The 12,272-nt window shown below is 39.9% G+C and carries 13 protein-coding genes; 8 read left to right on the top strand and 5 right to left on the bottom strand.

Features of this window, described 5'->3' with window-relative positions:
- Window positions 1-18: 18 nt before the first annotated feature.
- On the top strand, window positions 19-342 hold the full coding sequence (locus FHG08_RS09230) for a hypothetical protein (RefSeq protein WP_008111621.1): 324 nt from the start codon (window positions 19-21) through the stop codon (window positions 340-342).
- Window positions 343-377: 35 nt separating this feature from the next.
- Here FHG08_RS09230 and FHG08_RS09225 read toward each other — a convergent pair whose 3' ends face one another.
- Both FHG08_RS09225 and aspS read right to left on the bottom strand, forming a co-directional pair.
- Window positions 378-977 carry a pentapeptide repeat-containing protein gene (locus FHG08_RS09225; protein ID WP_075169531.1) on the bottom strand — a complete coding sequence of 200 codons (600 nt, stop codon included), beginning with the start codon at window positions 975-977 and terminating at the stop codon, window positions 378-380.
- A gap of 100 nt (window positions 978-1,077) precedes the next feature.
- Window positions 1,078-2,856 carry an aspartate--tRNA ligase gene (gene aspS / locus FHG08_RS09220; RefSeq protein ID WP_013464572.1) on the bottom strand — a complete coding sequence of 593 codons (1,779 nt, stop codon included), beginning with the start codon at window positions 2,854-2,856 and terminating at the stop codon, window positions 1,078-1,080.
- A 237-nt stretch (window positions 2,857-3,093) separates the two neighbouring features.
- On the opposite strand from aspS, the gene FHG08_RS09215 reads away from it, so the two are divergent.
- Entirely contained in the window at window positions 3,094-3,942 is an 849-nt protein-coding gene (locus tag FHG08_RS09215; RefSeq protein WP_178955628.1) for a DUF72 domain-containing protein, read from the top strand.
- A gap of 27 nt (window positions 3,943-3,969) precedes the next feature.
- Window positions 3,970-4,467, top strand: coding sequence for a M48 family metallopeptidase (locus FHG08_RS09210; protein ID WP_178955626.1), 498 nt, complete (start codon window positions 3,970-3,972; stop codon window positions 4,465-4,467).
- A 162-nt stretch (window positions 4,468-4,629) separates the two neighbouring features.
- Here the strand turns inward: FHG08_RS09210 and FHG08_RS09205 are convergent, their stop codons facing one another.
- Entirely contained in the window at window positions 4,630-5,313 is a 684-nt protein-coding gene (locus tag FHG08_RS09205; protein ID WP_178955625.1) for a DUF3334 family protein, read from the bottom strand.
- A gap of 116 nt (window positions 5,314-5,429) precedes the next feature.
- On the opposite strand from FHG08_RS09205, the gene cmoA reads away from it, so the two are divergent.
- The 5 genes from cmoA (at window position 5,430) to FHG08_RS09180 (ending at window position 9,787) form a co-directional block, all read left to right on the top strand.
- Complete coding sequence (cmoA, locus tag FHG08_RS09200) at window positions 5,430-6,155, top strand: carboxy-S-adenosyl-L-methionine synthase CmoA (RefSeq protein ID WP_008111640.1); 726 nt, start codon at window positions 5,430-5,432, stop codon at window positions 6,153-6,155.
- Window positions 6,156-6,170: 15 nt separating this feature from the next.
- Complete coding sequence (gene cmoB, locus FHG08_RS09195) at window positions 6,171-7,139, top strand: tRNA 5-methoxyuridine(34)/uridine 5-oxyacetic acid(34) synthase CmoB (protein WP_178955623.1); 969 nt, start codon at window positions 6,171-6,173, stop codon at window positions 7,137-7,139.
- A gap of 197 nt (window positions 7,140-7,336) precedes the next feature.
- Window positions 7,337-8,389 (top strand): phosphoribosylformylglycinamidine cyclo-ligase, encoded by a 1,053-nt coding sequence (gene purM / locus FHG08_RS09190; protein ID WP_055011761.1) that lies wholly within the window; start codon window positions 7,337-7,339, stop codon window positions 8,387-8,389.
- Entirely contained in the window at window positions 8,389-9,036 is a 648-nt protein-coding gene (purN, locus tag FHG08_RS09185) for a phosphoribosylglycinamide formyltransferase (RefSeq protein ID WP_054202175.1), read from the top strand. Before purM ends, purN begins: the two co-directional genes overlap by 1 nt.
- On the top strand, window positions 8,990-9,787 hold the full coding sequence (locus FHG08_RS09180) for a DUF3108 domain-containing protein (protein WP_232735522.1): 798 nt from the start codon (window positions 8,990-8,992) through the stop codon (window positions 9,785-9,787). Before purN ends, FHG08_RS09180 begins: the two co-directional genes overlap by 47 nt.
- Window positions 9,788-9,916: 129 nt before the next feature.
- Here the strand turns inward: FHG08_RS09180 and FHG08_RS09175 are convergent, their stop codons facing one another.
- Window positions 9,917-10,681, bottom strand: a complete 765-nt coding sequence (locus FHG08_RS09175; protein WP_178955621.1) for a class II glutamine amidotransferase — start codon at window positions 10,679-10,681, stop codon at window positions 9,917-9,919.
- 217 nt (window positions 10,682-10,898) lie between these two features.
- Window positions 10,899-11,876: a S66 peptidase family protein gene (locus FHG08_RS09170; RefSeq protein WP_232735458.1), complete on the bottom strand. Its 978-nt coding sequence runs from the start codon at window positions 11,874-11,876 to the stop codon at window positions 10,899-10,901.
- Window positions 11,877-12,272 lie beyond the last annotated feature (396 nt).

Below are 12,272 nucleotides of genomic sequence, written 5' to 3'. Positions count from 1 at the left end.
TCGCAAAAGAATCCATTCATGAAATCATATAGCAGCATTGAACAACGCATCGACATTCTCCAAAGCAGAATTGAAGCCTACCAAGAAGAAATTAAAGTGTTACAAGCCGAGCCGAAAAGTAACAACGAACGGATTATTTTTAAGTTCATTGAAACCGGCAGTACAGGTAAAACCAAAGACTTTGTGAGAGAGCTGGGAATTAAATCACCGCGTGATAGCTTATATTCATCAGGTGATGTAACTAAACTGATTAAAGATGGCGCTGATGATATTTCGCCTGAGCTACTGAGCATAGCCCGCGCACTTGCTAGTGCACGTAACAAAAATGGCCCTGCTTGCTAATAGTAAATATACGTATTAGCCGTAAGCTCTTGCGGCTAATCAACCAGCTCGATATCAAGTCCAGCTAATAAGTTTAACGCTTCAAGCCGTTCAAACTTTGCATTACTCACATCATTGCTTGTTATATCAATATTAAATTGCGTTGCGCCAACAAAGTTTGCTTTCCTCAAATTAGTTTGATGAAACAGGCTGTCTCTAAAGTCAGTATCCGAGAAGTTGCTTTGAGCTAAGTTAGCGTGCCTAAAATCGACATCTTTGGCAAAACAGTTCGTCATTGTTAAGGCTTTTAACTGTAATTCAAAAAACGAACTATGGCTCAGCTCACACTGTTTAAAACTCACCGGTGACGTTAGCGCTAATTGCGGCCAATTTACTTGTCCCCACATTATGCTATTGAGTTTACAATTTGCAAAGCTCACCTCTTCTAGTGAGCTGTAATTCCAATTAAGCTCAGTCAAATTACAGTTAATAAACTCACACTCTATAAACCGACAGGCATTAAACTGGCTGTGACTAAAATCGCACTCAATAAACTGACATTGTTCAAACTCAATATCGCTAAAGCGCTTTGCATTTGCTGTAAAGTTTAAAAATGGCTGATCGAAATAATGACTATCTTTAAATAGCTCACTCATAAATATAAAGCACCTAAATTGGGTTATGCCAAACAAAAAACCCCTTAGGTATTTAGCCTAAGGGGTTTTGATCTAACTAAACACTATGGTTAAGCTAGCTTCATTCTGCGCTTGGTAATTCTTTCTCAACTACACTAATAGCAAGCTCTGTCAGCGAATCGCTGTTTGCTTTGCTAGGCGCATCTGTTAATAAACACGATGCTTGTGTGGTTTTAGGGAAAGCAATAACGTCACGAATGTTATCAGTTCCACATAGCAACATAACTAAACGGTCTAAACCGAACGCTAAACCTGCATGCGGTGGTGTGCCGTATTTAAGTGCATCAAGTAAGAAACCAAATTTATCTTGCTGCTCTTGCGCTTCAATACCTAAAATTCTAAATGCCGCTTCTTGCATATCTGCATTGTGAATACGTACCGAGCCACCGCCCACTTCGTAGCCGTTTAATACCATATCGTAAGCATCTGAAATAGCCGCTGCTGGGTTTGCTTCAAGCTCACTGGCACTAATATCTTTTGGTGCAGTAAATGGATGGTGTACAGCGTGTAGTGTGCCTTCGTCATCTTCTTCAAACATTGGGAAGTCAACAACCCAAAGTGGTGCCCAGCTATCTAAATTAGTGATTTCTAAATCAATACCAATTTTTAAACGAAGTGCGCCCATGGCTTCATTTACGGTGTTGCGTTTATCCGCACCAAATAAAATGATATCGCCTGTTTGTGCATTAGTACGTTCAAGTAACTGCGTGATCACGTCTTCATTTAAGAATTTAGCGATTGGCGATTGCACGCCCTCAACGCCTGCATCGCGGTCATTTACTTTCATCCATGCTAAACCTTTAGCACCGTAAATACCGATAAACTTAGTGTAATCATCTAGTTGCTTACGAGAAAGTGATGCGCCACCTGGTACCGTTAGTACTGCAACACGGCCTTTTTCATCGTTTGCTGGGCCTGAGAATACTTTAAATTCTACGTCTTTTACTAAATCGGCTACATCAATAAGCTTCATTGGGTTACGTAAGTCTGGCTTATCAGAACCATATAGGCTCATTGCCTCAGAGTAAGGCATAATTGGGAAATCACCTAAATCAACATTTAGTAATGACTGCCACATTTCACGGATCATTTTCTCTGTCATGCCACGTACTTGATCAGAGCTCATGAACGAGGTTTCTAAATCTATTTGAGTAAATTCAGGTTGACGGTCAGCACGTAAGTCTTCATCACGGAAACATTTAACAATTTGGTAGTAACGGTCAAAACCCGACATCATCAACAATTGCTTAAATAACTGTGGTGACTGTGGTAATGCGTAAAAGCTACCTTTATGAACACGACTTGGTACTAAGTAATCGCGCGCACCTTCAGGCGTTGCTTTAGTTAGCACTGGCGTTTCGATATCTAAAAAGCCATTTTCATCTAAAAAGCGACGTACAAAGCTGCTTGCTTTAGCACGTAATTTAATGCGGTCGCTCATTTCTAAACGACGTAAATCTAAGTAACGGTATTTTAAACGACGCTCTTCTGAGTTCACTTGGTTAAAATCAAGTGGCATAGGCTCAGAGCGGTTAATAATAGTTAAACCCGTGCCTAAAATTTCTACTTCGCCGGTTGCCATATCTTTGTTTACTTGGCTATCTGGGCGAGCGCGTACAATCCCTTTTAACTGAACACAAAATTCTTGACGAAGTTTGTTAGCTGTTTCCATTAATCCTTCAACTTCCGGATCGAATACAACTTGTACTAAACCTTCTCTATCACGTAAATCGACAAAGATAAGTCCGCCAAGGTCACGTCGTTTGTTGATCCAGCCACATAGTTCAACTTCCTGATCTACGTGAGTTTTATTTAGCTGTCCGCAGTATATAGAGCGCATAGTTTTCCTGTCAGATAAAAGGCATATAGCGGTTAAACACCGTTGTTTTAAAAGTTTTTATAAACACCAAAATGAAAATAAAACCGCTAGCAATTCAAAATAATCAAATTAAGCCCTGCATTATACCCAAGTCGGTTGAAGATGCTAGGGCGTGTTTACCTTTCTAGGTTGAATTTACAGCGCACTGTTTTGTTATTTGTTACACTACCGGCACTTTATAACAAGGCTTTTGTTTGTATGCTATATATTGGATGCCCGCAGTGGTCGAGCAACGCATGGAAAGGAAACTTATTTTCACGCCAGTGTAAAAATGCCGATATGCTTAGCGAATATGCGCAGCATTTTAATTCGGTAGAGGGTAATACTAGCTTTTACGCCGACCCCTCGCCTGACACTGTATTACGCTGGGCTGCGAGTGTACCCGATGAGTTTAAATTTACCTTTAAATTTCATCGGCGCTTTAGTCACGAACTCCAACTTACTAACGTGCAACATGAGCTAACTAATTGGCTTAATTTATTCGCCCCGCTATTTGAAAAAACAGGGCAAATAATGCTGCAATTACCTAAAGCGTTTGCGCCACAACATTTAGCTAAGCTTGCCGCTTTTATAGATTTACTTCCTAAAGAGCTAAACTATGGGGTTGAGGTACGCCACCCTGATTTTTTCAAAAAAGGTGAGGCCGAAATCGCACTTAATCAGCTTTTAATGGCACACAATATAAATCGCATTGCTATGGATACTCGGGCGCTCTTTGCGGTAAAGCCAACCACCGAAGCGCTAATAGACGCACAACAGAAAAAGCCGCATTTACCAGTGCACGCTATTGCAACGGGCTCGCAGCCTATGGCGCGCTTTGTTATTGCTGATTTAGAAAACGATTATAAGACCTTTTATCAGCCTTGGCTTAGCAAAGTAAGCCAGTGGCTCGATGAGGGCAAAAGCCCCTATGTGTTTTTTCATACCGCTGATAACCGTGAAGCGCCTTTACTAGCTCGCCAATTTTGTCAAGATTTGGGGTATAATCACAACGTACTCAATCCATTTAGTGGCGAAAAAGAAGCCCACCAGCAAGCACTTTTTTAAAAATAAATTCAAAATACAGAGACAATAATGAGTGAATACGCACGTTACTTTACCGGCTACCCTGCCAATATCGTTGAGCAAGTATTAGGCCTAATAAAAGCAGGAAAGGTATGTGAGTATTTACTTAAAAAGTACCCGCAGGCGCATCGTATTACCAGTGATAAGTTACTGTATAGCTACGCCACTGAGCTTAAAAAGCAGTATTTAAAAAACGCCCCACCGTTTGGACGCGCTGCGTTTAAAAAACAAGGTGATATGGTTACCAATGCGCTCGGTACCCACACGTACCGTATGCAAGGTAAAACCCGCAAGCATGATTTAGCCATCAACAGCGATTTACTGCGCGCGCCAGAGCCATTATTAAAAGCATTAGTGGTGCACGAACTCGCGCATTTTAAAGAAAAAGACCATAACAAAGGCTTTTATAAACTGTGCTGCCATATGGAGCCGCAGTACCATCAGCTAGAGCTGGATTTACGGATTTTTTGTGTAGCTATTGCGAGGGGTGAGAATCCCTATAATTGAGCGATCAGCCAAAATATAATTACGTATTGAATCATAACTAAAGCACTCAAAAATAAAAAACGCGATGCTAAACCGCGTTTTTATAATTTACTAATAGCTACAAGCTGACAGCTCAAAAGCTCGTTGGGTTTCGTTTCACTCAACCCAACCTACGTAAAAACGTTAAAGCCCTAATTCGGCCATAAAGTCGTCGTCGCTATCATCTTGCTTTGGCTGTTTTGCTTTTTCCTTATCCGCTTTTTGCTTGGCTTCGTTTGCGATAATGTCGTCTGGGTCTATGGCTTCTACAATGTCAAAATCGTGAAGTTTAATAAACTCTGTTTTATCCATCGCCAACTCTAAATAGAAGATATTTTGGTTGCGAGTGGTAAACGTTACACGGCGTGCTTGCGGACGATCCATAGTGGTATCAACCGATATTTGCACTTGCTTGTTAATAGCCATCATTTTTGGCTGATTTTGGGTAATAGAGGTATGTAGCTGTTCACGCACTTTTGACGTGAAGTCGCCCACTATTTGGTTCATCAACTCACCCATCACGTTTGAAACGTCATCAGATAAGTGACTATGCGCGATCTCCTCTTCTGGCATGCCCATATTACGCATGTAATCACCATAAATTTCCATCGCAGCTTGCGCCGTAAAGTTGGTAACGACTAAACCGGTAAAGCCCCCATCAAATAAAACAAAACAGCCTATGTCTGGTCGCATACAAGTACGAGTAATTTTTTGTACCATGGCTGAATAGCTGATCTCGTTGCCGCTGGCTGATGAAAGTACACCCGTTACTGAGTGGCATAATGTTGCTAATATATCGTCGGTGCTAATAACTTTACTTTTGCTCATTTAATAATCTCTTTTATACTTATTCTTCATAATTCTAGTCAAGCTACTGAATTTATCACTGACTATCCAGTATAAAATGTTAAAATAGCACTATTATTTTCAAAGAGACTGCCTTCGTGAGTATAAAAGACAGTATTTATGCCTCTGAGCAACAAGTAAAAGACTTTAGTTTTGATCAAAATGTGGTTGAAGTATTTCCCGACATGATCCAACGCTCGGTACCCGGTTACGCCACCATAGTCAGTACTATGGGGAAATTAGCCGGTGAGTATGCTCAGCCAAATTCAAATTTGTATGACCTAGGCTGCTCGTTAGGGGCGGTTACCCTAAGTATGCGCCGTAATATTCAAACTGATAGCTGCCACATTATTGCTGTAGATAACTCACAAGCCATGGTGGAGCGTTGTAAGGTCCATTTACAAGGGTTCAGATCAGACGTTCCTGTAACTGTAACTTTAGGTGATATCAACGAGCTCGATATTCAAAATGCATCGGTAGTGGCGATGAATTTCACCCTGCAGTTTATTCCACCAGCGCAGCGCAAAGCGGTACTTGAAAAAATATACGCTAATTTAAAGCCCGGTGGCGTTTTGCTACTAAGTGAAAAAATTAAAGCCGAAAACGAGCAATGCGATAACCTATTGATTGACTTGCACCACGACTTTAAGCGTCATAATGGCTACTCTGAGCTTGAAATAAGCCAAAAGCGTACCGCCATTGAAAACGTAATGCGCCCCGATACACTTAGCACACATACACAACGTTTAAGCGACATTGGTTTTAGCCAAACGCAAGTGTGGTATCAATGTTTTAATTTTTGCTCAATGGTAGCAATTAAATAATTTAGAGAGTGACACATGTCTGCATGGTTTAACCAATTTTACGCTGCAATTGCACAAAGCCCACTTAGCCACTGGCTAGAAACCTTGCCCGCGCAATTAAAGCATTGGCAACAAGAGGCTAGCCATGGCGATTTGCCTCAATGGCAAAAAGTACTAAAAAACTTACCTGAGGTATCAACAAACCACGTTGATATTGTCAGCAAAGTAGCAATAGGCGCGCCTGGCGAAATGACTGAAGGCGAGCAAAAACAAACCACGCATTTATTAAAACGGATGATGCCTTGGCGTAAAGGCCCATTTAATGTGCACGGTATCGACATTAATACAGAATGGCGCAGTGACTGGAAATGGGATCGACTCCTACCGCATATTGAGCCATTAAAAGGCCGTACTGTATTAGATATTGGTTGTGGCTCGGGTTATCACCTATGGCGTATGCGCGGTGAAGGTGCTCAGTTTGTGGTAGGTATTGATCCATCTGACTTATTTTTATGCCAATTTCAGGCTATTAAACACTTTAACCCTGATGAAAACGTGCATTTATTACCATTAGGTGTTGAAGCCCTACCAGAACTTAAAGCATTTGATACGGTATTTTCGATGGGAGTACTTTATCACCGTCGCTCACCTATCGACTTTTTAGCGCAATTAAAAGCACAGCTTCGCCCAGGCGGTGAGCTGGTGCTTGAAACCTTAGTTATTGAAGGCGATGAAAACACCGTACTGGTTCCGACCGACCGCTACGCGAAAATGCGTAATGTATGGTTTATTCCAAGCACTGCTGCATTAAAACTGTGGATGGAACGTGTTGGCTTTAAAGATGTGCAAATTAAAGATTGCGCTATTACAACGCTCGACGAGCAGCGTAAAACTGACTGGATGGAAAACGAATCTTTAGTTGACTTTTTAGACCCTACTGACACCAGTAAAACCATTGAAGGCTACTCTGCTCCACTTAGAGCGATACTTACAGCAAAAGCCTAATTTGTAGTATTAATTTTTATTTCCATGTTAAAAAGCGCCATTGGGCGCTTTTTTTTGTTTACTAATGCAACAATTAGCGGACAAGTGTCCTTGTCTTTAAAATCAAATCTAGATTTCAACTAGCCGCGCCCCTGCAATTGTTGTAAAATACGCGCGTTTCTAAGTAAGCATCAAAACAACTATTTTGAGGAAAACCTGTGAGCGAACAAAAACAGTCTCTAAGCTATAAAGACGCGGGCGTAGATATCGACGCTGGTAATGCACTTGTTGAGCGTATTAAAGGTGTAGTTAAAAAAACTCGTCGTCCTGAAGTGATGGGCGGAATTGGTGGTTTTGGCGCACTTTGCGAAATTCCTGAAGGTTATAAGCAACCTGTACTTGTAGCAGGCACTGACGGTGTTGGCACTAAGTTACGTTTAGCAATTGACCTTAAAAAGCACGATACCGTAGGTATCGACTTAGTTGCGATGTGTGTAAATGATTTAATAGTACAAGGCGCTGAACCCCTGTTTTTTCTAGATTACTATGCAACGGGTAAACTAGATGTAGACACAGCAGCCGACGTAGTAACCGGTATTGGTAAAGGTTGTGAAATTTCAGGTTGTGCCCTAATTGGTGGCGAAACAGCTGAAATGCCAGGTATGTATGATGGTGAAGACTACGACATGGCAGGCTTTTGTACCGGTGTGGTAGAAAAATCAAAAATTATTGATGGCACTAAAGTAGCTGCAGGCGATCAGCTAATTGCGCTTGCTTCTAGCGGCCCTCACTCAAACGGTTTCTCACTAATTCGTAAAGTATTAGAAGTCTCTAACGCTGATACTAACCAAGTGATTGATGGCAAAACCTTAGGTGAGCACCTTTTAGAACCAACACGCATTTACGTTAAGCCATTACTTGAGTTGTTTAAGCAAGTAGATGTGCATGCGCTTTCGCATATTACTGGTGGCGGTTTTTGGGAAAATATCCCTCGTGTATTACCTGAATCTGCTAAAGCGGTTGTTAAAGGTGATAGCTGGCAGTGGCCTACTGTATTTAGTTGGTTGCAAGAAAATGGCAATATTACCACTCACGAAATGTACCGCACATTCAACTGTGGCGTAGGTATGGTGTTAGTTGTACCTGCAGATCAACTTGATAACAGCATTAACATTTTAAAAGATCTTGGCGAAAACGCATGGCACCTTGGTGAAATTCAAGATGCGGTTGCGGGCGAAGAGCAAGTTGAAATTGTAGGTGGTGCTGCGTAATGGCACCCACTCGTCTAGTAGTTTTAATCTCAGGCAGTGGCTCAAATTTACAAGCCATTATTGATGCCTGTGAAAGCGGCGAGATAAACGCTCATATTGCGGCTGTTATTAGTAATAAAGCAGACGCATATGGGTTAGAGCGTGCAAAAAGTGTAGGCATTGCTACGCAAGTACTGAGTCATAAAGAGTTTGACTCACGCGAAGCTTACGATGCCCAGTTAATGCATATAATTGACTCTTTTGAACCAAATCTAGTTGTATTAGCTGGGTTTATGCGTATTCTAACTCCTAGCTTAGTGCAAAAATATGTTGGAAAAATGTTGAACATTCATCCATCTTTGTTGCCTAAGTACCAGGGGCTGAATACCCACCAAAGAGCAATTGATGCAAAAGACGACGTTCACGGCGTTAGTGTTCACTTTGTAACTGAAGAATTAGATGGCGGACCCGTTATTCTTCAAGCTAAAGTGCCTGTATTAGCAAACGATACAGCAGACACGCTCGCTAAACGTGTGCATGCGCAAGAGCACATAATTTATCCTTTGGTGGTCAAGTGGTTCAGTGAACAACGACTTACGATGGAAGCAGATTATGCAGTTCTTGACGAAAAACAACTTCCTGCACACGGCGCGCACTACCCAAAATAAAAAATTAAGTGCTTGGCTACTATGTGCGGGCACTTTATTACTTCCTACCAGCCTGATTGCAGGCGAGTTAACCCAGTACCAAGCTAGTTATGATATTTTGCGCAAAGGCACTAATCATGGCAAAGCCGAGCGTGAACTAAAAAAACTCGATAATAATAACTACCAAGTCACTTACCACAGCGATATTGAATGGATGATTTTCTCTGACTCACGTCAGGAGTCATCAACCTTTAGCTTTATAAATGATAACGTAGAGCCAATTCAGTACGCTATGATCCGCACAGGCACTGGGCCTGACAAAAAGTATGAAATTAACTTTGACCGTCAAACCAAAACGGTTACCAGTAACACCAGCGATTACCCGTTAAAATGCCAATGGCATGATAACTTCCAAGATGGTATTTCTTATCAAGTACAAGTTCGTGAAGGTCTTAAAAAAGGCAAAACCAACTTCTCGTTTCCGTTGGTTGATAAAAAAGGTAATTGCCGTGACTACGACTTTGAAGTGGTAGAAACCGAAATGATTTCTCTGCCTATAGGTAATGTAGAAGCAGTGAAAGTTAAACGCTTATACGATAACGATAAACGCCAAGCTTTAGCCTGGTTTGCCCCAGAAATGGATTACATGCTAGTGCGCATGTGGAAGGGTGAAAAAGGTGTGGAGCAGTTTGAAGTGCAAATGAAATCGTTTACCGTGATCAACCCACCTGCTTTACCTGCAGAAGTGAAAAACGAAATAACACCAGAGTAAATTGCTTACAAGGTGCAAATGAAAGGCCCAAGTGTGACAAACATAACTTGGGTTTTTCATTTTTAACACTTATACACTTTATCAATTTGAAACTTTGAGTCGGGTTTCGTTTCACTCTAGCTACCCAAGCTACATTAATTCACCCATTTTAAATAACACAAACTCTCCTGGCTGCATTTTTTGCCAGCGCTCATCATTAGTTAATGGCCTTGTTGCTATAACCGTTACTACATCGTTTGGTGTGGTTTCTTGTTGAAAGTCGATCACCATGTCAGCATCAATCAATGTAGCTTTACCAAATGGCGCACGGCGCGTTATATAATGTAAGTTATTAGTACAATACGCTAAAACAAATACACCATCGGTCAATAACATATTAAATACGCCCTTTTCACGCAGTGTATGTGAAAGCTTGGCGGCATATCTAAAAACCGACGCCATATTACTTGGGCGCTTTGGGTATTTTTCGCGAATTTTGTCAAGTAACCAACAAAAAGCGAGTTCACTGTCGGTGTTTCCCACAGGGCGATAATACTCTGGTTTTAAATCGTGATAATTTGAAAGCTGCCCATTGTGTGCATAGGTTATTTCGCGCCCCCACAACTCTCGGGTAAACGGATGAGTGTTTTCAAGACACACCCGACCACGATTCCCTTGGCGAATATGACTAATAACCGATACACTTTTAATTGGGTACGCTTTTACCAGCTTTGCTATTTCTGACTGGTAACTTGGCTCTGGATCTTTAAAGGTTCTGCACCCTTTACCTTCATAAAAAGTAATGCCCCAGCCGTCTTTATGCGGGCCAGTATTTCCACCACGCTCCAACAACCCTGAAAAGCTAAAACAAATATCCGTTGGCACATTGGCTGACATGCCAAGTAATTCACACATAAAATAAATAAACCTTAAATTCAATAAATTAAAACTAAATAAACAATTAAATCTGGCACGCGGTCACAGTTTTGGTTTCACTTTGGATTTTTGTGTGCATATAATTTATTTTTATTTCTTTAATGACGTTATTGTTAAACAGCTGAAGAGCGTTAGCAAGTGGATACAAATTTATATTGATAATTATATTAAGGCTATTGACTCGAATATTTCTTAGCTAATGTTTTTCTATTATTATCTGTTTATAACTTTCCGTATCTATTTTCACAAATCCACCAATAGGAAAACATATATGGGGTGTTGTATGTCCAAAGTTTAAATTATAAAGCACGGGGATTGACGCTAGCTCTCGCTTAGATTTTATAATTTTTTTAAGTAAGACCTCAGATACTTCTGACTTTAATTGAAATTTCCCAATGACTATTCCTTTAACTTTATCGAAATGTTTTTGATGAATTAATGATTGAAGATCTCTGTCAAAGTTTGAAGGGGATGTTAACTCATCATCTTCAATAAATAATACAGAATTTGTTAAATCAGGCATAAATTCAGTTCCTTGAAGTAAATTTAAAGTGCAAAGGTTCCCTCCAACTATTTTTCCTTCTGCTTTGCCATGGTTTAAAACTTTTATACCATTGTCTTTATAAAAGTTTCTTTTTTCCTGATCTATAAACCATAAGTCATCACTCCACTGTGCTGGATTTATAACTTCATAAGGAGCACTTGAGAATAAACACTTTTTAATATAATTTATTGAAAAGTCAATCCCCTTGAGCATTCCCAGAGTTGAGTATGCAGGCCCAGAGTAAGTTACTAGTCCAGTTTTATGAAATATTGCATTTGATAAAGCTGTAGTATCAGAATAACCACAAATAATTTTTGGATTTCTTTTAACAATCGTATAGTCAATATACTTTAGTAATTGATTTACATTATCGCCCCCGATAACAGTAAAGATAGCTTTTACTTTTTTATCTAAGAATGCTTCATGTAAATCTTCAATTCTTTCTTCTATGGATGAAGACGAGAAATCATCTATTAATTCACAGTTTTTTGAAAATGATAATTTGAGGCCAAGCTCTTCAAATCTTTTATTTGCTATTTCTCGAGTCTCTTTGTCAATAATTGATAAACTTCTTGAAGGCGCAATTATCCTAACCTCATCATTCATTTTTAATTTATTAGGTATTATCAATTTACCTCCTACCAAATACTACTAATTAATCATTCAATATTATCTAATATACTATGTATCATTTCTCGACTCTTAGCTCCTTCACAGCTTAAGCACAACACTTTGATTGTTTATAACACACAAAAACGGCGGTAAATGGTGTCGTGAACGATATCAATTAATATCGTTCTATTTTTAATAAGCGTACACTGAACATCATAAGTATATTTACTTAATTAAACTTATATTACTATTAGATTAAGTGATTTTTTAACGCTTATATTTTTTATAACAAGCCAAAATAAACGATTACTGTCAAACTGTTCGTATAACATACAACGGATTGTAATAATCGTACCGATAACTACACTTTAATCTAAGTAATGTACTTGAAACTTAGCGTTACTAGCGCTACTC

Source organism: Pseudoalteromonas sp. Scap03 (genome assembly GCF_013393115.1).
GTDB lineage: Bacteria > Pseudomonadota > Gammaproteobacteria > Enterobacterales > Alteromonadaceae > Pseudoalteromonas.
Note: the sequence above shows the minus strand (reverse complement) of the source record. Positions and strands in the feature narration are given on the sequence as shown.

Excerpts from the sequence above, each read along its gene's own strand:
- FHG08_RS09230 (WP_008111621.1), top strand. The coding sequence starts at position 19 with ATGAAATCATATAGCAGCATTGAACAACGCATCGACATTCTCCAAAGC.
- FHG08_RS09225 (WP_075169531.1), bottom strand. The coding sequence starts at position 977 with ATGAGTGAGCTATTTAAAGATAGTCATTATTTCGATCAGCCATTTTTA.
- aspS (WP_013464572.1), bottom strand. The coding sequence starts at position 2,856 with ATGCGCTCTATATACTGCGGACAGCTAAATAAAACTCACGTAGATCAG.
- FHG08_RS09215 (WP_178955628.1), top strand. The coding sequence starts at position 3,094 with ATGCTATATATTGGATGCCCGCAGTGGTCGAGCAACGCATGGAAAGGA.
- FHG08_RS09210 (WP_178955626.1), top strand. The coding sequence starts at position 3,970 with ATGAGTGAATACGCACGTTACTTTACCGGCTACCCTGCCAATATCGTT.
- FHG08_RS09205 (WP_178955625.1), bottom strand. The coding sequence starts at position 5,313 with ATGAGCAAAAGTAAAGTTATTAGCACCGACGATATATTAGCAACATTA.
- cmoB (WP_178955623.1), top strand. The coding sequence starts at position 6,171 with ATGTCTGCATGGTTTAACCAATTTTACGCTGCAATTGCACAAAGCCCA.
- purN (WP_054202175.1), top strand. The coding sequence starts at position 8,389 with ATGGCACCCACTCGTCTAGTAGTTTTAATCTCAGGCAGTGGCTCAAAT.
- FHG08_RS09175 (WP_178955621.1), bottom strand. The coding sequence starts at position 10,681 with ATGTGTGAATTACTTGGCATGTCAGCCAATGTGCCAACGGATATTTGT.